Origin of the sequence: Spiroplasma melliferum KC3, assembly GCF_000236085.2 — a bacterium.
GTDB lineage: Bacteria > Bacillota_I > Bacilli_A > Mycoplasmatales > Mycoplasmataceae > Spiroplasma > Spiroplasma melliferum.
This window is the reverse complement of sequence record NZ_AGBZ02000001.1, coordinates 257,644-278,412: the sequence shown is the minus strand read 5'-3', so window position 1 is coordinate 278,412 and position 20,769 is coordinate 257,644. Positions and strand designations below refer to the sequence as shown.

Here is a 20,769-nt window from a genome sequence, read left to right as displayed (position 1 = left end):
ATTTAATTAAATCTTTCCTAAAAACTTAAATAACTTTAAATTCTATTTTTTGTAATAAAAATCATCTGCCGTCACTGTCATAACCACTGTTCTCTTCATTGGGTTCGGGGTAAATTCAGAAACCATACGCTAAACTATGGTAACCAAAAGTGCTTCAACTTTCTTGGTTTTTTCTAAAATATTTTATTTTTACTATCAAAGATTTTTGATTTTTAATAAAATTAGTATTTGATATAAAACCATGTGTTGTATTATAAACATACCAAGGTGTTGGATTTTGTAATGCGCTTTGATAAGTATTAAGAAGAAATTTAAATACTTCTAAATAACTAGTAGATTTCCACCTATTAATATATGATAATAGGTTATTAAATACGTCTTGGTTTATCTTAAAAACAAGATTATGATTTTCATTGTATGTTTCTAATTGATAATAATGTCAAAAACCCACTATTACTTTCGTAAATTCTTCCAATTGTTGATCAAATTGCGTTTTTAATATCGTAAAATAACTTTTTTCTTTCAAGTTTATGCGATATAAATTATTTTTAAATGGTAGATTTTCAATCATAAAATTTTGTGGAATAAACCATGTTAGTTCTTTTAAAATATAATAGCCCTCTTCAACTTGAAGATTTTCAAAATCAATAAATTTTTTTTATAAAATGAAAGAAAATTTTGCCATGTTAATTGCTGTGGGTCATAACCCTCACCGGCCCACGCCAAAACAGAGTCAGACGGAAACAAAGTCTGTCTTAGATAAACATTAGACTTATTTGTTTTCTGTAGTATAGGGAATTTAATATGATGTTGAAACGAAATATTTCTGTCGCTTAATTCTTTGCTAATTATTGGTCAAACAATATCCTTGTTCATATAAAATTGATCCGATATAATTCAATAGTTTTTGGGTTTAAAAATAGTATCAAGAAAATTAACAAAATAGTTTTCAACTTTATCTTGAATATTATTTAGAACTTCAGAATCATTCGTTGTAGTTATTGAAACTTGAATGTTATCCCGCGATGGTATTCCTTTAAAACGCACTTCATAAGCAATATTAACTTGGACTGTAATTCCTAATACTGCTTGGGGAGTATCTGCTAATAGTTTTGCTATCTTATCAAAATTGATATTATATAAATCAAATGAAATGTCATTTTCTCCTAAGAATAATGGCATTATATCAACATAATAATTTGAATATCGATCTTGTAAATGCTGATTCAAATTATCAAACTCTGCTTTAAAACCAATAAGCAACTGATTTAAAAAACGATATTTACTAATTGCTGTGCTCGTTAAAGTTAATAAACCATCATTTTTTGTTTTTAACTCTGCGACTAGTTCTTCATATGATGATATTTGCTCTGGATAATCTTTAATAATGTCAATCATTGTTTTTGATTGTCATCATGTTGACAAAGTTTGCTTTGCTTCTTTTTTTATTTGATTTAAAATTTCAAGATCTTGATTGCGATCTAACTCATCGTTGTCATCAGGCTCATGTTTTGCTCGCACTGTACAACTAACAACACCTAAACTACTACCAAAACCTAAAACAAAAACACTAAAAAGTGTTAATAACCGTTTCATCTAATTGTCACCTTCCTTTTGTGTGATACTCATAATTATACTTAAAAAAAAAAAAAAAGTCCCCTAGTATTTTTAAGCAAATTAGGGTTAGATGGGAAACAATAATTGAAACTAAAACTAATTTTATAATACAATAAATGAATTATTCTGAATTTCAACCAATAAAAGGAATGGAATGAGTTAAATTCAAATAATAAGAAGCGGTTTGTTCCATTTAACTGACAGCAATGATGAAATAGCACTAATTTTAGATGCAACTTTAGACATGAACCATTAACAATGAACAATATCTTAAAAGATACAAAAATAAATCTTGATGCAAGTAAGAAAAAAACAGTAAGGAGAAAGCGTATTTTTAAAAATAAAGAATCTGTGTAGCGAAATTAAACCATAAAGCATATCAAAAGGATTGAGTTATTCTATATTCAACAGGACTCAATCCTAAATAAATTTTATTTTGTGGTCTTATAAATTAATAGATTTGTTGCACTTGCATTTACAATTTACAAAGTTATATAAAAAAGGTTAAAAAAGTTTAACTTTTTTTATGTTTAGTGTAAGATATAATTAATAGTTTTTAAAGAAAAATAAATTATAGCAAAAAAGAATGGATTAGGGAAATATAAATATGGCAGATCAGGTTAACACAGATCAACTACTACAAAAGGAAAAAAATGTAAAAAATGAATTAGATACTATTCGTACAAAACGCCGCATTATTTTGGGAATTATGTATGGATTAATTTCTGCAGTTGGGTACTCTATTGTCCCATTAATGCTATATATTATTCCAGAAAAAGGACCATACGGTAATTTAGCGGCGCCAATTAATGCCACTTTTTATGTGACAGTTCAAGAAATAATGGCAACTTTTGTGATGTTTATTTTTTATAAACCAAAAAATTTTATTAATTTTTTAAAATTACTTCGTCACAAAGAAACTTGATTAATTGTTTTATATGGTTTTTTAGGTGGCCCAGTTGCAATGGTATTTTTTCAATTATCAGTTTTATTAACAATTAATCACCAAGGTGGCACAGATGGAACTGTTCCAGGATTATTGTTAAATTTAAATGTTATTTTAGCGGCAGTTGGAAGTACTATTTTCTTTCGTGCTCGTCAAAGTAAATACACATGGACTGCTTTAGCAATTTCTACATGTTTAATTTTAGGAATGTCAATTCATTTTGCAATTGAAGAAGGATTAGCTTGGTCATCCATTGGAGGAATGTGTTTAGCGCTAGTGACAGCTGGTTTTTATGCAATGGAAGCATTAGGAATGTCACATTTAATGAGTTCTTCAAAAATTAAATTTACAAATCATGAAACAGTTTCAATTAAAACAAGTTCTTCAGCGATATTAATGTTATTATTAGGAACACCAATTGCTGCAGTTTTTTCCCATCAAAGTTTTTGAGATGGTTATAAAATTTTTGCTAATTTTCAATATTATGATTATGCATTAATTATACTTGCTGGAGGAATTATTATGGGTAGTTCTCGAATGTTATATTATGCATGTTTAGTAATGTCTGGGCCAACTTATACAACTTCAACCCAATTATTAATGTTTTTTTGAACACCAATTTTCCAATATATTTTTATTGCCGCACATGTTCCAAATAAGATTTCAGAACCAACATGATATTATTGGGTTTATGTTATTCCAATTGTCTTTTGTACTTTTATTATTTCTAGCAATGAGTTTTTAGTTCATGCTAGTAAAGTTGGATGAAAGCGGGCCTTTCATGAATTATTTGGCAAGATTCCGAAACAAAGTACAAAATAATGTTAATAAAAAATAAAAATGTAAGTTATTTTACATTTTTATTTTGGAAATTATATGATTAAATATTATTAGCAAGCAAAGGAATGAACAATGGAAACAAATAGTCTTTTATTTTTACGTGCGGTCCAGTTAGCTGTGATTGCTTCATATGAATTGGTTGGTAAAAATGATAAAAATATGTTAGACCAAAAAGCAGTTGATATTATTAATAAAATATTAACAAGTAATGATGTTAAGGCAAAAATTGCAATTGGTGAAGGTGAACTTGATGCAGCACCAATGTTATATCAAGGGCAAACTTTTTCACATCAACAAGCAATTACAATTGATATTGCAGTTGACTCAATTGAAGGGACAATACCGGCTAGTAAAAATGAACCGGGTTCAATTTCATGTATTGCTATTGCTAAAAATAATACAATGTTACAAATTCCAGAAATGTATATGGAAAAATTGTTTTTATCACAAAACTTAGCTGTAACAGTTGATTTTAATCAACCAATTGAAGCAATTTTATTAGCTTTATTAAAGATTAAACAAAATTTGTCATGTATTATTTTAAATAAACCCCGTCATCAGAAAATAATAAAAACAATGCGGCAATTAGGCATTAAAGTTGAATTAATTAATGAAGGAGATGTATTAGGAGCAATTGATGTTGTTTTAAAAAAGGCTGATTTTTTGTATGGAATTGGGGGTGCCCCAGAAGGAGTTCTAATGAGTGCATTAGCAATTGCAACTAATTATAAAATGTTTGCGCGTTTAATTCGTTATGAGCAAATTTGACCAAATGAAAAAGAAACAGCATTACGAATGAAAATTGAACAGCAAGGTTTAGAACAGAAAAAAATTAGTTACAACACAATTTTTTCTGAACAAGATTTAGTTGCTGATAAACAAGCAATGTTTTTTGCCGCTAGTTTAACAGGTGGAACAGTTTTAAAACCATTACAAATCGTTGACAAAGAATATGTGGTTCATTCTTTTATTGGCTATAATAATATTTATCATCAAATTATATCAAAATATCCAATAATAGATAATGTTGAAGAGTTATTAAAACAATATAGTAAATAATTTAGAGGAGGTTAGAGCAATGCCATTTCGCTTAGAGAAAATTGCATTTGGAACTTTATTTTTAAAAAAAGAAGAAGCGATTATTAATGCTTTACAAAATGGTTATAAAATTATTGATACTGCTAAGGTTTATCAAAACGAAGAAATTGTTGGGCGAGCAATTAAAAAATATTTAAATTCTAATAATCAAAGACGAGAAGATATTATTATTGAAACAAAAATTTGATGTGATGATGTTGAAGCAGGGAATACTACTAATGCTGTTCTAGAATCTTTAAAACGATTAAATGTTACTTATTTAGATATTGTTTTAATTCATCGTCCAAATTTAAATTTTTATAAAACCATTAAAGCCTATGTTGAATTACTGCAATGCAAGGCAAAAGGGTTAATTAATGTTGTTGGTGTAAGTAATTTTGATAAGGATATGATTGAAATATTGTTTGAAGAAACGGGTGTCTATCCAAATTTAAACCAAATTGAATTTAATCCTTTTAATCAACGATGAGATCGTGTGCAATATTGTCAAAATAAAAACATTTTGGTGCAAGCATATTCTCCGATTGCTAATACATTGGAAAATCAAACTTTGGTTACAGAAGCTAAAAAATATAATTGTACTGTTGCCCAATTGATTTTAGCTTGAATCCAATACTTTAGTATTCAACCAATTGTTAAAGCAGAACTATTGCGTCATATTCAAGAAAACAAGCAGAGTGAAAAGATTAGATTAACTAAAAAAACAATTCAAATCTTGCAGAGTCTTAATATGTATGATAATATTTATCCTGAAACATTTGATAGGTTTTAATACAAAATATTATTGTTTTTATAAACTAATAAAAAACAATAATATAAATTATTGTTTTTTGTTATAAATTTATTATATTCTTTCTTCGTGCAAAAAATTGAAAGAATTTTTAAATAAATTATTATTTGTAATTATTAGTGTTTTTTTCGTTTTTTATTAAAAAGTTTGTTATTTTAAAGGATTGTAACATTTTTCCTTAGTGAAGGATTTAATTTTTGTCATTTGTATTTGTTTTATCTTCTTTTTCATCTTTTGCAGTATTTTGAGTTTGCTCTGGTTTTTTACAAGCCGTTAAACTTGCTGCTGATGTGCTAAATATTCCAATTGCACCTAAAATACTAAATAATTTTTTCATAGATTTAAAATGGGCCCTCCTTTCTAAAAATAATAGTTTAATTAAAAATTAAACTATTAGTAATATCTTATAAAAAAATAATAAAATCAAAAGTAATTTTTGTTTTTATAAAATTATTTGTAAATTAAATTTATAATTATAAAAATAATTTGATAGATTTTTAAAAATATACTATTTTTAAATTTCTATGCTAAAATTCACAATGGTAATCAAGACTTAAAAAATGTTATAATAATATAAACATAGATAAATAGTTCCAAAATGGAGGTAAAAAATGGCAGAAAAAACAATGGCTGAGATTCTAGCTACAGCTAAAAAAGTTAAGGCATCAATTGATTCTCCCCAATCTTTAAGTAAAGAAAAAACTTTTGATTTTAGACATTTAACCCTTGAACAAAAGTTAAAATTACGACAAGCGGCTAATAACCCGAAAGATCCAAATTATAAGATTTGACTACAATTAAATCAGGAAAAACAAGCGTCTAATTGAATTAAAATTGATAAAAAGAAAATAAAAGATTTAACTGAAGATGATAATAATTAATAAAATTTTATTAAACTAAAAAATAGTTTCTAATAAGGTAATGCTATTATCAAGTTGGTTATTAGAGAGATCCTAATAGCCATAATCATCTTGTTAGTATTAATATTTTAACATCCGTACCCCACGGATGTTTTTCTCTTTAGAATTAAATGAATTTAATTTTTAATTTAAATAATATTTTGCTATAATGCTCTAGTGCGATGTAATATTTTATTAACTTTAAATTATGAAAAAATATTTTTATACCTATCAAAATTAATTTTATTTAAGGAGAAAGGTTATGAAAAAAAATCAAAATATTACAATAATTATTATTTTAGTAACTATTTTAATAATCATATGTTCTATTGTAGGTTTATTCTGATGTGTTTTAAAAGGCGATAATCACATTGACTATGCTAAACATAGTGATTGCTTATTATATCGTAATCATAGTAAAGAAAAAATAAATTTATCTAATTCAAATAATAACCAATTAATGGAAGGAACATTCCAATCTTTTAATCATAAATTTAAAAAAAAGATATTGTTAACTGATGAAGATTTTGCATTTATTCATCGTTGTGAAAATAATATGACTTATCGAGCAAGCCAAATGGCAATTAATAATTTTAATGAAAAGAGAAAATTTAACTATTTTCAAACAATTGCTGATATTGTGCATGGAGTAACAAATAATAAGTTTTATTCTTATCAATTTGCAGAGATGGTTGCTGCTGCTGCTGCTGATAAACAAAAATTATTTATTAATAGTTTAATTACTTTTGCTAATTTATTGGTTAATATTTATAGTTTTTCAATTTTTCAAAAATTATGATATAGTATTGAATTTAATAATGATATTATTAAAAGTAATGAAAGTAATGATAATAAGCCTTTAGCAGTAACAAAACTGAAAAAGAATGGTCATTATTTAGCCCAATGTATGATTATTAGTCACCGAACATTACAAGAGCATGTAAATAAAAAACAATATGAAATTGGTTTTCATTCAACATCAGATAATATTTCAACAATTATTCATGAAATAGGACATGCCATCGCAAATTATGCATTAGTTTGACCCACTGATCGAATTTATTTTAATCATAATATTAATGCTGATACTGGTCAATGTATTTGTGAATCTAGTAGTGATAGATTAAACATTCGTGCATTTATTACTAATCCGGGTGATTTATTAGTTCAATATTTGGGGCACCAAGTTGGAATTAGCAATAATGCTCCGTTTCAGCAACAATTAGCAGCTTGAGCATTTATTCAATCTGGTTATGGACGAACTAGTGATAATGATGAATTATTTGCTGAAGGATTTGCTCAGTGAATGTTAACACCAGATGAACAAAAAGGACTTAATTGAGAGATTTTAAATGAATTTTATACTACTTATTTTAAAAATTATTATTGTTTAAATTAAAAATCAACTTTTGTTGAACATCTAAAATAACGTCAACATAAAAAAAAAAAAAAAAAATTATGTTAAAACTTTATTAAAAAGATGTTCTTTTTATATGGAAAAACAAAACAACAAAGAATTGAAACTAAATATTATTAATTTATCCAAAAGTGGAAAACTAGTAAAATTCCTTTTAAGAGAATATAATGTTTGACAAGATCCCATTTATTTATGAATTAAAACATATAATTAAAAAGTAAAGAAAGTTAGAATAAGGTCACGAAACACAAGACAAAAATGTAAATAGGAGGAAGCGTTTTGTTACCAATAAATTATTAGAGTTAAGAAAAAAAGAATTATATAAATATGCAAAACAATTTAAAAAATTGTTAAAGTACTTATCCCTAAACATAAAGAATAAGTATAAAAAATTTATGAGTTATTTAATATTTATACAATTGTATTATTGTACAAAGTATTTAAAGGTTCTAGAAAATGTAAAACATAAATTCTACAAATTGACTAAGGATTTCATTGGATAAACTTGTGGAAAAATAGGAATAACAATTTCAATGTCACAAAGAAGTTTTTCACCCGATAATGATTATACAGGGTTTTGATTTGGAATTTTTAAAGTTAAATTTTTGAAACATTAAAATGTCTTTTTAGAAACAAAGAATATGTATATCAAATGATTCTAATATTAAATTTTATAATGAAATTAAACTACAAAGGAAATTAAAAGGATTGAGTCCTATTGAATATAGAATAACTCAATCCTAACTAAATTTTTATTTTTGATGTCGATGTTATTTTAGATGTTTAGCAAAAGTTGATTTTTATTTACAAAGGTTACAAAATAATTTAATTCGTGACTAAAGGTTTCTAATAATATATAGGTCACTTTCGTCTCAATAACCGTTAGTTGTTGTTGATAAAACTAATTCATCATTTTCTCTCATTTGTTGATATTTTGTATGAAAATCAGAATAGTGTTCATATATTAAATTAGAAATAATTTTAATATTATCGTTTGTAATTGAGCCTCCTGCACCAGAATGATCTGCTTCGGGGATATTTTTAATAGTTGTATTTAATCATGCCATAAAGTCTGGTTTCTGTTTCTTTTCAAATTTATTTACTATTTCTTCAACTTGATAAAAACTTAATTTAACTTTTAAAATATCGGGTGCTAAAAATTTATATCATTTTTCAAAAATTTCATCTTTCATTATTTTGTTTTTATCTATTAATAAATAAATATCATTAAAATATTGTTGAATATAAATATTATCATTCATTTTATCAAAATAAATTTTTCTGATACCTTTTTCTGTAATTGTATTTAATTCTATAGTATTTATTTCTTTATTTTTTAAATGATAAATCATATCATTTTCGCCGGCAAGATAAAGTTCATTATTTGCAGTTGCTATTAATGAGATTTTTCCTCGTACTTCATTTATCTGCTTTGGATTTGTTGCGCCATCTTTTAATACATAAGCACCAAAATCAGTTCCAAAATAAACATCATTGTTAATGATTTTAATTGTTCAAACATTTTCATTAACGTTATTTATTTTAACGGCGGTTGTTTCACCATGTTTTAAAACATAGAGACCACGATTTGTGGCAAAATATACATTATGATTTTCAGCAATTTCTAATAAATGAACGCTTACAAGATCAAGACCACTTATTTTAATGGCGGTTGTTTCACCATCTATAAACTTATAATTGCCAATATAACTGCAAGCATAAATTTTATTATTATCAATTTTTAGTTCATGATTAGTAAAAAAATTAAAATTATTTATTTTAGTGGCGGTTGTTTCACCATTTTTTAAGATATAAGCACCATCATCAGTTCCAAAATAAACATTATTGTTAATAACATTAATTGTATTAATTTTTATATTATTAATGTTATTTATCTTGGTAACAGTTGTTTCACCATTGTTTAAGATATAAGCACCTTTTTTAGTTCCAATGTAAGTAATATTTTTATAAAAAGTAATTGTTTTAGTTAATTCATTAATTCCATTAATTTTTTGTTTTTTTGTTTTCTTATATTTTAAATGATAAAGTTCATTTTTAGTACCCATAAAACTATTACCTTTATCATCAAAAGCAATAAATTGGACTGTTTCTTTATTGATTTTTATTAATTTAGCATATTTATTTTCATTATTAATAAAGTTTGTCGAAACTTCATTATTAAACCTAACGGCAGTAATTGCACTTATTCCATTAAAAATAGCTGTTGACATTGTTAAGACACTTAATAATTTTTTCATATAATTTTTCTGCTCCCTTCTTTTGCTATATTAATTAAAATTATTTTTAAAAAAGTAAAGATAATGAATTATTTCCATAGAAACAAAAATGATATAGGTGTTATTATAAAATTTTATTATGGAAATATTTATTATTTTTATAGTATTCAATACTTCCAATTTTAATTTAATTAATATAACAGCCTAAATCATTTTTTGATTTAGTAATTGTATTTTAGCATTGAAAATTGTAAATGCAAGTAGAAAAAAATCTTATATTTTTATATTAACATATTTTTTAATTGTTTTAAAAATAAAAAAAGAAATGTTTTTAAACATTTTCTCCATTTAATAATTTTTGTAAATAATCCCCAACGCCGCCTTCATCATTAGTCAAGTGCGTAATTCCCCGAGCGTTAGTTTTTAAATTATCATTGCCATTTTTCATTGCGATTCCATAACCAACATTTTGTAATAGTTCTAAATCGTTCATTTCATCACCAAAGGCGATAACATCACGAATATCAACATTATAATATTGTGCTAAGATATTAGCTGCAAATCCTTTTGAAACAAGTTTATTTGTGATATTAATCATTGTTTGAGTTTGACCGCTGCTATAATGACCGATGTTAACTTGGACAGAGTTTTTAAAGTTTTCAAAAATTCGTAAAATTTGGTCTTTTTCATTAGCATTGTTTAAATATAAGGCCATATTACTAGCTGGACCTTTTCAAGCAGTGTAAGGATTGGCAATAAAATATTCATCATCAGCAACATCATCAAGATGAAAGTAATTTTCAATTGCTTCATCTTTTTTTCAGCAAATTGCTTTATCATAATGTTCAATTAAGACATTTGCAACAATATTTTTAACATCAGGATGGTTGATAATACTCATAATAACATCATAAGAAATTGAAAAAACTAAACGCTTAAACTCTCGTTTCAATGGGTCATGAATATGGCCACCATCAAAGTTTGTTAACAAGGTGTCTAGCCCTAATTCACGATAAAAGCGAATACTTGCTCGATGAGGACGACCAGTTGTAATACATACTTTATGCCCAGCTTTAACAGTTTCTTTGATAACATCTTGTGTTTTTGGATGGATTGTTTTGCCATCATTCATTAATGTTGTACCATCTAAATCAATTAGAATTAAACGTTTTTTATTTAGGTGTTGTAATTTCATGGGACTCCTTTCTAAAAAAATAATTATGTTTCTAATCCCTGTATCTCTTATTATATCTAATATTTTTATATTTATATTATTTTTAAAAATTTAGCAGTATTTAATTGACTTTGCTAATTAGTATGATAATATATAATTGTAAAATTAGCAAACAAGCACATAGAGTGCTAAAAATTAAAGGAGGCAAAAGTATGGATTTAACACAACAATATGAACCAGGTAAAGATCCAAAAGTTCTTGAAAAATTTGCCAAAAATCTTAATAAAGAAGCTCTTGCTGGAAAATTAGATCCAATTATTGGACGTGAAGATGAAATTAATCGAGTAATTCGAATTTTGTCACGAAGAACAAAAAATAATCCTGTTTTAATTGGTGAACCCGGGGTTGGGAAAACAGCGATTGTTGAAGGGCTAGCACAGCGAATTGTTAAAGGTGATATTCCTAGTAATTTGAAAAATAAAACAATTTATGAATTAGATATGGGAGCCTTAATTGCTGGTGCTAAATTTCAAGGTGAATTTGAAGAACGTTTAAAAGCTGTCTTAAATAAGGTTAAAGAATCAAATGGTGATATTATTTTATTTATTGATGAATTACATTTAATTGTGGGAGCTGGGAAGACACAAGGCAGTATGGATGCTAGTAACTTGTTAAAACCAATGTTAGCACGTGGTGAGTTGCATTGTATCGGTGCAACAACTTTAGATGAACATCGTTTATATATTGAAAAAGATGCTGCCTTAGAGCGTCGCTTCCAAAAAGTCGTTGTTAGTGAATCAACCATTGATGAAAGTATTTCAATTTTACGTGGTTTAAAAGAACGATTTGAAACCTTTCATGGTGTTAAAATTCATGATAATGCTTTAGTTGCATCAGTTAATTTATCATCACGATATATTACTGATCGATTTTTACCAGATAAAGCAATTGACTTAATTGACGAAGCTTCAGCAACAATTAAGACAGAAATTGCGTCAGTTCCAACAGAATTAGATAATTTAAATCGTCGGATTGTTCAGTTAGAAATTGAAAAAGCAGCTTTACAAAAAGAAACTGATAAGGCATCTAATGAACGGTTAGTTGATATTGAAAATGAATTAAAACCATTAAAAACAAAACAACAAAAATTAGATATTCAATGAAATTCGGAAAAAGAAAGTATTACTAAATTAAAAAACCTAAAGTCACAAGTTGAACAGTTAAAAAAAGAATTAGATCAAGCTCAATTAAGTGGTGATTTTAATCGTGCTGGTGAAATTCAATATGCTTTATTACCAAAACTAGAAAAACAATTAAATGAACAAGAAAAACAAGCTTCAGGTTCACACCTTTTGAAAGAAGATGTAACTGAACGTGACATTGCAGCAATTGTTGGAAAATGAACTGGTATTCCAGTTGATCGTTTAGTAGAAACAGAAAAAGCAAAATTATTGAATTTAAGTAAGATTTTACGTCGCCGTGTTCGAGGGCAAAATGAGGCAATTCAAGTAGTTGCCGATGCAATTATTCGTAGTCGAAGTGGAATTAAAGATCCAAATAAACCAATTGGTAGTTTCTTATTTTTAGGGCCAACTGGAGTTGGAAAAACAGAAGTTGCCCGTAGTTTAGCATATGTTCTTTTCAATTCAGAAAAACAAATGGTACGATTAGATATGTCTGAATATATGGAAAAACATTCAGTAAGTAAATTAATTGGGGCGCCGCCAGGCTATGTTGGTCATGAACAGGGTGGGCAATTAACAGAGGCTGTTCGCCGAAGTCCATATTCAATTGTTTTATTTGACGAAATTGAAAAAGCACATCCTGATATTTTGAATATTTTATTACAAATTTTAGAAGATGGTCGTTTAACTGATTCACTAGGTAAAACCGTTGATTTTAAAAATACAATTATTATTATGACTTCTAATATTGGATCAGAATATTTATTAAATGAAAATAATGAAGGAGTTGGTTTATTAATTCAAAAAGAATTAGCTAGAAAATTTAAACCAGAGTTTTTAAATCGCATTGATAATGTTGTAACCTTTAATGCTTTGTCAAAAGATGTTATTAAAGAAATTATTGAAAAAGAATTATCTGAATTAACACAACGAATTGAAAATAGTAAAAACATTCGTATTAGTTATTCTGAAAAAGTATTAGAAAAAATTTTAAACGAAGGATATGATCGTGAATTTGGAGCACGGCCAATTAAACGATATATTCAACAAAATCTTGAATCTTTAATTGCTCATGCCATTATTTCAGAAGAAGTTCAAGAGGGTAAATCTTATACAATTGATGTTGTTAAAAACGAAATGGTTATTAAGAATAGCACAAAATTAAATTAGCACTTGCATTCTTTAAATGATAAATTTATAATATTAAGTGTTAGCACTATTTAGTGTTAATTGCCAAATATTTATAAGAATTGTAGAATGGAGGTGCTGGCAGTGTTAACCCAACGACAAGAAAACATTTTAAAAGTAATCGTAGAAGAATACACAAAAACAGCACAACCTGTTGGAAGTAAAGCTATTATGGCTTCGTCCTTAATAGATTCTTCTTCTGCAACAATTCGTAATGAATGTGCAATTTTAGAAAAAGAAGGTTTTTTAGAAAAAGAACATGCTTCATCAGGAAGAATTCCATCAACAAAAGGTTATCGTTATTATGTTGATAATTTGATGGTTGAGAAAAATATTGATGATATTAAAAACCGGATTGAAGCCTTATTTGTTAATCGTAATATGTCAATTAATGATATTCTTGATCAAACAGGCCAAATTTTAAGTGAAATGACAAATTTAACAACAGTTGTTGTTGGTCCAAACTTTCAAGAAGAATTATTAAAAAAAATTGAGTTATTGCCAATTTCTGAAACACAAGCAGTTGTTGTCTTTGTTTTAACAAATGGGCATGTTGAGAATAAAATGTTTACAATTGATAAAAATAGTTCAATGAATGATTTAAAAATTTCTGTTGAATTATTTAACACACGGTTAGAAAATACTAAAATAACTGATATTCCAACAAAATTTGAGGTAATTCGTCCAATTTTAGAACAACAAGTAAAACATTATGAATATATTTTAAAACAATTTGTTAACGCCTTAACAAGTATTGTTAAACCAAGTTATTCAACACATGGGATTCAATATATGCTCCAAAATCCGGAGTATAATAACCCAGAACGAATTAAACAAGTTATTCGCTTAATTGAAACAATTTCACCGTTTGATTATTTTAAAAAACAACAGAATAACCCAAACGAAAATCTTGTTTCAATTCAAATTGGGAATGAAACAGGTTTTAACAATGATGATATGGCTTTATTGACAACAACTTATAAGGTTGATGATATGCAAGAAGGAGGAATTGCTTTGGTAGGACCAAAGCGGTTAGAATATGATAAGCTTTATGAAGTTCTAGAATGATTAGCCTATCGGATTAGAGAAGCATATCAAAAAGAAGATAGAGAGGGTGAGATTAATGAGTAATGAAAAAAATGATAAATCTTCGCCAAACCAATTAAAAGAAAAAATTCAACAATTACGGAAAGAATTAGCAAATAATCAACCTGTTGATTCACTGTCAGAATCATCAAAAACAGCAACAGCGCCGACAGCTGAAGCAAATAATTTGGCGATTATTGAAGATTTAGAACATGAAATTGATTTATTGTTAAAAGACAATTTACGATTGCGAGAAGAAAAATTATTAGCTTTAGCTGATGGTGAAAATTTAAAGAAAAGAATTCATGAAGAAGTTGCTGATATTAAACGTTATCGGGCAGCAGGAATGGCAGAAAAATTATTGCCAACATTAGATAACTTTGAACGTGCTTTGCAAGTTACTAATGTAACACCAGAAGTGAAAAACTTTTTAACAGGTTTTGAAATGATTTATCGTATGTTTAAAACGGTTTTTGAAGAAGAAGGTATTACCGCAATGGAAACAAAAGTAGGAGAACACTTCAATTCTAATTTCCATTCGGCAATTGAAATTATTGAAACAACTGATGTTTCATCAGGATGTATTGTTAAAATTTTACAAAAAGGATATATGATTCATGATCGTGTTTTACGGCATGCATCAGTTCAAGTGGCAAAATAACTAATTTGAGAGAGGAAGGTATGATAATATGGCAAAAATTATTGGTATTGATTTAGGAACAACAAATTCATGTGTTGCTGTGATGGAAGGAAAAGATTTTAAAGTTTTAGAAAATCCCGAAGGTCAACGAACAACACCATCAGTTGTTTCATTTAAAAATGAAGAAATTATTGTGGGAGATGCAGCAAAACGACAAGCAGTAACAAACCCAAATACAATTAGTTCAATTAAACGTAAAATGGGAACATCAGAAAAAGTTACTGTTAACAATAAAGATTATACTCCGGAACAAATTTCTGCTGAAATTTTACGTTATTTAAAAAACTATGCTGAAAAAAAATTAGGACAAAAAATTTCAAAAGCAGTTATTACTGTTCCAGCCTATTTTAATGATGCACAGCGACAATCAACAAAAGATGCTGGAAAAATTGCTGGATTAGAAGTTGAAAGAATTATTAATGAACCAACTGCGGCAGCATTAGCTTATGGAATTGATAAAGTTGATAAAGAACAAAAAGTTTTAGTATTTGACTTAGGAGGAGGAACTTTTGATGTTTCAATCTTAGATTTAGCAGATGGAACATTTGAGGTTTTAGCAACTGCTGGGGATAATCATTTAGGGGGAGATGACTTTGATGAAGTTATTATTCAATGAATGGTTGATGAATTTAAAAAGGATAATGGTATTAATTTAAAAACAGATAAAATGGCAATGCAACGATTGAAAGAAGAAGCAGAAAAAGCGAAAAAAAATCTTTCTTCACAGTTACAAACTGAAATTGCAGCACCATTTATTACTGCTCGTGATGGAAATCCATTACATTTAAACTTAACATTAACAAGAGCAAAATTTGATGAAATGACAAAAAGCCTTGTTCAACGAACAATTGAACCAGTTCGGAAAGCATTAGCTGACGCGAAATTAAAACCTAGTGATTTAGATCAAGTTTTACTAGTTGGTGGAAGTACTAGAATTCCAGCGGTACAAGAAGTTATTAAACGTGAATTGGGAAAAGAACCAAACCGCACAATTAACCCCGATGAAGTTGTTGCAATCGGTGCAGCAATTCAAGGAGGAGTTTTAGCTGGTGATGTAAAAGACGTCTTATTATTAGATGTTACACCATTATCATTAGGAATTGAAACATTAGGAGGAGTTTCAACTGTTTTAATTCCTCGTAATACAACAATTCCAACATCAAAATCACAAGTGTTTTCAACCGCTGCTGATAATCAACCAGCCGTTGATATTCATGTTTTACAAGGGGAACGCAAAATGGCAGCGGATAATAAGTCATTAGGACGTTTCCAATTATCTGGCATTGATCCAGCACCAAAAGGAGTTCCCCAAATTGAAGTTAAATTTTCAATTGATGCAAACGGAATTGTATCAGTTACAGCAAAAGATTTAAAAACAAGCAAAGAACAATCAGTTACCATTACTAATGGTGGAGGATTAACAGAGGAAGAAATTCAACGAATGATTGATGAAGCAGAACAAAATAAAGATAAAGATGAACAAAAATTAAAAAACATTGAATTGCGTAATAAGGCAGAGTCATATCTTTCAACAATTACACAAGCTTTAGAAGGACATAAGGATAAAATGAATCCTGAACAGTTAAAAACTTCTGAAGAAATGGCCAAAGAAATCAAAGAATTGTTAGAAAAAGAAGACTATGCTGGTTTAGAAGCAAAAATGGCAGTATTAGAACAAGCAATGGCTGAAGCTTCAAAATTTATGAATGATCAACAAGGTGAACAATCTGAGCCAGAAGTTACGAATGATGATGACAAAAAAGATAAATAAGACAATAATGATGACTAAAATTCTTTTAGTTATCTTTTCTTTAAAAGAGAAAGTAGGAAGATGGTAATGGGAAAACGAGACTATTATGAAGTATTGGGCGTTAATCGTAATGCCACTGATGATGAAATTAAACGTGCTTTTCGACAATTAGCAAAAAAATATCACCCTGATGTTTCAAAAGAAAAAGATGCCGAAGCAAAGTTTAAGGAAATTAATGAAGCTTATGAAGTTTTATCTGATCCAAATAAACGCCGTAATTATGATCAGTTTGGTCATGCTGGAACTGACCCTAACGGCTTTGGTGGCTTTAGTCATGGTTTTAGTAGTACTGGAGATTTTGAAGATATTTTCTCTGGTGGTTTTGGTGGTTTTGGTGATATTTTTGAAAACTTTTTTGGTGGTGGTAAAAAACGCCGTGGTTTTAGTAATCAGCCAATTAAAGGGGAAAATATTGCTGCCCGTGTTACATTAACGTTAAAAGAACAAATGTTTGGGAAAAAAATAAACTTAGATTTAAATATTGATAAAAAATGTGAAATGTGTGATGGAACTGGGGCAAAAGATCCTAAAAAAGACATTCATACTTGTACAACTTGTGATGGGTATGGTTATATTAACCTAGAACAACGTAGTCTTTTTGGTGTGATTCAATCACAACAACCATGTCCTGACTGTAAAGGGCGAGGAAAAGTAATTACCAATAAATGTTCAAAATGTAAAGGGCAAGGAAATTATCGAGGTAAAGAAACAGTAGAAATTGATTTACCAAAATCAATTTATGAAAATCAACAATTACGAATTCGAGAAAAAGGAAACTACGGTTTAAATAATGGTCCACGAGGGGATATTTATTTAGAAATTTCAGTAAAACCAAATAAATATTTTAAACGAGTTAATGATAACCTTCATTTAAATTTACCAGTATCTTATTTAGATGCTTTACTAGGAGCTGAAGTTAAAGTTCCAACTTTTGATGGGGATGTTCATTTGAAATTACCACCAAATACAAAAACAAATAGTATTTTTAATATTCCAAATCATGGGTTTTTCAAGTCACCAACATCAACCAAACGGGGAGACTTAATTGTTAATGTGATTGTAACAATTCCAACAAAATTATCGCCAGAAGAAAAAACAATTTTACAAAAGTTAAGAAATAATAGTTCGTTTAAAATTACTGATGATTTTTATGAAGATTTATAATTATTAAAAAAAGTTTTAATTATGATATTAAGCATAATTAAAACTTTTTTATTTTTTTGTTTTTTGTTCTTTTCAACGATAATAACCATAAATTCCGGTTGTTAAAACATAAGCATTATGATATCCTAATTGTCGTAGCTCTAAGGCTGTTTCACTACTACGATTACCACCATTGCATAATGTAATAATTAATTGGTTTTTGTCTGATAAATAACGAGGTGGATCTTGGAGCAAATCAAAAATATAAACATTGATTGAATTTGGAATTTGTCGTAACGCTTTAAATTCAACACTAGTGCGGACATCTAATAATAAAGCATGATCTTTTTGTGTTTCAAAGGTTTCATTATCCATATAGACTGCTTTTTGGTTCATCTTACACTCCTTATTTTTTTGTATATTTATATCATATCGTAAATATCAAAATAATGTGTGATAAAATTAAGAAGATTAAGTATAACAGAGAGGATTAAGAGTTTTGATGGCAAAACAAGTATTTAAAAAAATAATAAATAATCAGGAACTAATTGTTGAACATGGTCAATTAGCAAAACAAGCAAGTGGTTCAGTTTTAGTCCGTTATGGTGACACGGTTGTTTTAGTAACAGCAACAGTTAATAACAAACTTAGTGAAGTTGATTTTTTTCCTTTAACTGTTGTTTTTCAAGAAAAATTATATTCAGTGGGAAAAATCCCGGGGGGATTTTTAAAACGAGAAGGGAAACCATCTGAATATGGGACCTTATCAGCACGAGTAATTGATCGTGCTTTACGACCATTATTTTCAGAAAATTTTCGGAATGAAGTTCAAATTGTTATTAATGTTCTTGCTGTTGATAATGACAATGATGTACGAATGGTTAGTTTATTTGCGGCATCATTAGCACTTAGCATTTCTAAAATTCCATTTGCTGGTCCAGTAGCGGGTGCATTAGTAACTGTTGACCAAAAAAATAATATTATTATTAATCCAACATTAGAACAAATTAATGATGGTCAAATGGAATTAATTGTTGCAGGAACTGCTGAAGCAATTAATATGGTTGAAGCGGGGGCAAAAGAAGTTTCAGAAAATTTAATGTTACAAGCAATTTTAGCAGGCCATGATGTTATTCAGCAATTAATTGCTTTTCAGCATGAAATTATTGCTAAAGTTGGAGTTCCTAAAATGGAAGTTGAGTTGTTTCAGGTCCGACCTGAAATTATTACTTATGTTAATAATAATTATGCGAAAGATTTAATTACAGCTGCTCGAATTAAAGAAAAAACAAAACGTTATGAAACAATTGAACATTTAATTGAACAAGCAATTAATAATTATCCTATGCCAGTTTCACTTTCAGAAAAAGAACAGAAACAATTGACAGTAGAATTAAAAACAGCCTTACATAATATTATTCGCCAAGAAGTGCGCCGTCAAATTTTAATTGATAAAACGCGTTTAGATGGACGAAAATTAGATCAAATTCGACCATTAAGTAGTGAAATTGATATTTTACCAGTTGTTCATGGGAGTGCTTTGTTTACTAGGGGTGAAACGCAAGTTTTATCAGTTGTAACATTAGGGGCATTAGGTGAAAACCAAATTATTGATGGAATTACCGATGAAGAAGGTAAACGTTTTATGCATCATTATAACTTTCCAGCATTTTCAGTTGGTGAAACTGGGCGGATGGGTCCTCCTTCACGGCGAGAAATTGGGCATGGGGCATTAGGTGAAAAAGCATTATTACAAATTATTCCTAGTGAAAAAGTGTTTCCATATACAATTCGCATTGTTTCTGAAGTTTTAGAATCAAATGGTAGTACTTCACAAGCATCAATTTGTGCTGCCACATTAGCGCTAATGGCTGCTGGGGTGCCAATTACAGCTCCAGTAGTTGGGATTGCAATGGGTTTAATTAAAGAAAAAAATAACTATACTATTTTAACTGATATTCAAGGTATGGAAGATCATCTCGGTGATATGGACTTTAAAGTAGCCGGAACGGCAACGGGAATTTGTGCTTTACAAATGGATATTAAAATTGCTGGAATTAACAAAGCAATTCTCCAAGAAGCTTTAAAAGCAGCAAAAAAAGCACGGTTAACAATTTTAGATAATGTTTTGGCAACTATTTCTGCACCACGAGCACATTTAGCACCAACAGCACCAAAAATGAAAACATTTATGATTCCTGTTGATAAGATTCGTGAAGTTATTGGTCCAGGTGGGAAGATGATTACGGCTATTATTGAAAAATCAGATGATGTTAAAATTGATATTGAGGATGATGGTCAAGTGACAATTTATCATAAAGAAACAACGGCGATTGAAAAAGCATATCAGTTAATTAAAGCAATTGCAATGCCAGTTGTTGTTGGAGAAGAAATAATTGGACCAGTTGTTAAAATTGAAAAATTTGGTGTCTTTGTTCATTTAAAAGAAAATCTTGATGGTTTAATTCATATTTCTAAATTAGCTAAACAACATGTTGAAAAAGCAGAAGATATTGTTCAATTGAATGATATTGTTAAAGTTAAAGTGATAGAAATTGATGGGAAAGGAAAAATTAAGTTACAATTAATTGAAATATTACCTAAAAAGTAACTTAATTTTTTAATATTGGTTCTTAAATA

At 28.1% G+C, this 20,769-nt stretch carries 18 protein-coding genes; 12 read left to right on the top strand and 6 right to left on the bottom strand.

What is annotated here, in order from left to right; genetic code table 4:
- Positions 1-25 precede the first annotated feature (25 nt).
- Both SPM_RS01390 and SPM_RS01385 read right to left on the bottom strand, forming a co-directional pair.
- On the bottom strand, positions 26-571 hold the full coding sequence (locus SPM_RS01390; RefSeq protein ID WP_004027832.1) for a hypothetical protein: 546 nt from the start codon (positions 569-571) through the stop codon (positions 26-28).
- A 32-nt stretch (positions 572-603) separates the two neighbouring features.
- Complete coding sequence (locus SPM_RS01385) at positions 604-1,596, bottom strand: hypothetical protein (protein WP_004027831.1); 993 nt, start codon at positions 1,594-1,596, stop codon at positions 604-606.
- A 628-nt stretch (positions 1,597-2,224) separates the two neighbouring features.
- Between SPM_RS01385 and SPM_RS01380 the strand changes: the two genes are divergently transcribed.
- The 3 genes from SPM_RS01380 to SPM_RS01370 all read left to right on the top strand — a co-directional run bounded on the left by SPM_RS01380 (position 2,225) and on the right by SPM_RS01370 (position 5,273).
- Positions 2,225-3,385, top strand: a complete 1,161-nt coding sequence (locus SPM_RS01380; protein WP_004027830.1) for a hypothetical protein — start codon at positions 2,225-2,227, stop codon at positions 3,383-3,385.
- A gap of 90 nt (positions 3,386-3,475) precedes the next feature.
- Positions 3,476-4,462 (top strand): fructose-bisphosphatase class II, encoded by a 987-nt coding sequence (locus SPM_RS01375; RefSeq protein WP_004027829.1) that lies wholly within the window; start codon positions 3,476-3,478, stop codon positions 4,460-4,462.
- Between the two features lie 19 nt (positions 4,463-4,481).
- On the top strand, positions 4,482-5,273 hold the full coding sequence (locus tag SPM_RS01370) for an aldo/keto reductase family protein (RefSeq protein ID WP_004027827.1): 792 nt from the start codon (positions 4,482-4,484) through the stop codon (positions 5,271-5,273).
- 208 nt (positions 5,274-5,481) lie between these two features.
- Here the strand turns inward: SPM_RS01370 and SPM_RS06505 are convergent, their stop codons facing one another.
- Positions 5,482-5,628 (bottom strand): lipoprotein, encoded by a 147-nt coding sequence (locus SPM_RS06505; protein WP_004027826.1) that lies wholly within the window; start codon positions 5,626-5,628, stop codon positions 5,482-5,484.
- A gap of 274 nt (positions 5,629-5,902) precedes the next feature.
- Between SPM_RS06505 and SPM_RS01365 the strand changes: the two genes are divergently transcribed.
- From SPM_RS01365 to SPM_RS06960, 3 genes are all read left to right on the top strand, one after another.
- A complete protein-coding gene (locus tag SPM_RS01365) occupies positions 5,903-6,172 on the top strand; it encodes a hypothetical protein (RefSeq protein ID WP_004027825.1) in 270 nt (89 codons plus the stop codon).
- Positions 6,173-6,452: 280 nt separating this feature from the next.
- Positions 6,453-7,589: a hypothetical protein gene (locus SPM_RS01360; RefSeq protein WP_004027824.1), complete on the top strand. Its 1,137-nt coding sequence runs from the start codon at positions 6,453-6,455 to the stop codon at positions 7,587-7,589.
- Between the two features lie 657 nt (positions 7,590-8,246).
- Positions 8,247-8,351 (top strand): IS3 family transposase, encoded by a 105-nt coding sequence (locus tag SPM_RS06960; RefSeq protein WP_408640679.1) that lies wholly within the window; start codon positions 8,247-8,249, stop codon positions 8,349-8,351.
- 92 nt (positions 8,352-8,443) lie between these two features.
- On the opposite strand, the gene SPM_RS01355 is transcribed toward SPM_RS06960, so the two are convergent.
- Positions 8,444-9,865 (bottom strand): beta propeller repeat protein, encoded by a 1,422-nt coding sequence (locus SPM_RS01355; RefSeq protein ID WP_004027822.1) that lies wholly within the window; start codon positions 9,863-9,865, stop codon positions 8,444-8,446.
- Positions 9,866-10,175: 310 nt separating this feature from the next.
- Entirely contained in the window at positions 10,176-11,039 is an 864-nt protein-coding gene (locus SPM_RS01350) for a Cof-type HAD-IIB family hydrolase (protein ID WP_004027821.1), read from the bottom strand.
- 191 nt (positions 11,040-11,230) lie between these two features.
- Between SPM_RS01350 and SPM_RS01345 the strand changes: the two genes are divergently transcribed.
- The 5 genes from SPM_RS01345 (at position 11,231) to dnaJ (ending at position 18,150) form a co-directional block, all read left to right on the top strand.
- A complete protein-coding gene (locus tag SPM_RS01345) occupies positions 11,231-13,372 on the top strand; it encodes an ATP-dependent Clp protease ATP-binding subunit (protein ID WP_004027820.1) in 2,142 nt (713 codons plus the stop codon).
- Between the two features lie 102 nt (positions 13,373-13,474).
- Positions 13,475-14,521 carry a heat-inducible transcriptional repressor HrcA gene (hrcA, locus tag SPM_RS01340; protein ID WP_004027819.1) on the top strand — a complete coding sequence of 349 codons (1,047 nt, stop codon included), beginning with the start codon at positions 13,475-13,477 and terminating at the stop codon, positions 14,519-14,521.
- Positions 14,514-15,137, top strand: coding sequence for a nucleotide exchange factor GrpE (locus tag SPM_RS01335; protein WP_004027818.1), 624 nt, complete (start codon positions 14,514-14,516; stop codon positions 15,135-15,137). Before hrcA ends, SPM_RS01335 begins: the two co-directional genes overlap by 8 nt.
- A gap of 28 nt (positions 15,138-15,165) precedes the next feature.
- Positions 15,166-16,947, top strand: coding sequence for a molecular chaperone DnaK (dnaK, locus tag SPM_RS01330; RefSeq protein WP_004027817.1), 1,782 nt, complete (start codon positions 15,166-15,168; stop codon positions 16,945-16,947).
- 66 nt (positions 16,948-17,013) lie between these two features.
- Positions 17,014-18,150 (top strand): molecular chaperone DnaJ, encoded by a 1,137-nt coding sequence (dnaJ, locus tag SPM_RS01325; protein ID WP_004027816.1) that lies wholly within the window; start codon positions 17,014-17,016, stop codon positions 18,148-18,150.
- A gap of 48 nt (positions 18,151-18,198) precedes the next feature.
- Here the strand turns inward: dnaJ and SPM_RS01320 are convergent, their stop codons facing one another.
- A complete protein-coding gene (locus tag SPM_RS01320; RefSeq protein WP_004027815.1) occupies positions 18,199-18,525 on the bottom strand; it encodes a rhodanese-like domain-containing protein in 327 nt (108 codons plus the stop codon).
- A 106-nt stretch (positions 18,526-18,631) separates the two neighbouring features.
- On the opposite strand from SPM_RS01320, the gene SPM_RS01315 reads away from it, so the two are divergent.
- Positions 18,632-20,740, top strand: coding sequence for a polyribonucleotide nucleotidyltransferase (locus SPM_RS01315; protein ID WP_004027814.1), 2,109 nt, complete (start codon positions 18,632-18,634; stop codon positions 20,738-20,740).
- Positions 20,741-20,769: the final 29 nt, after the last annotated feature.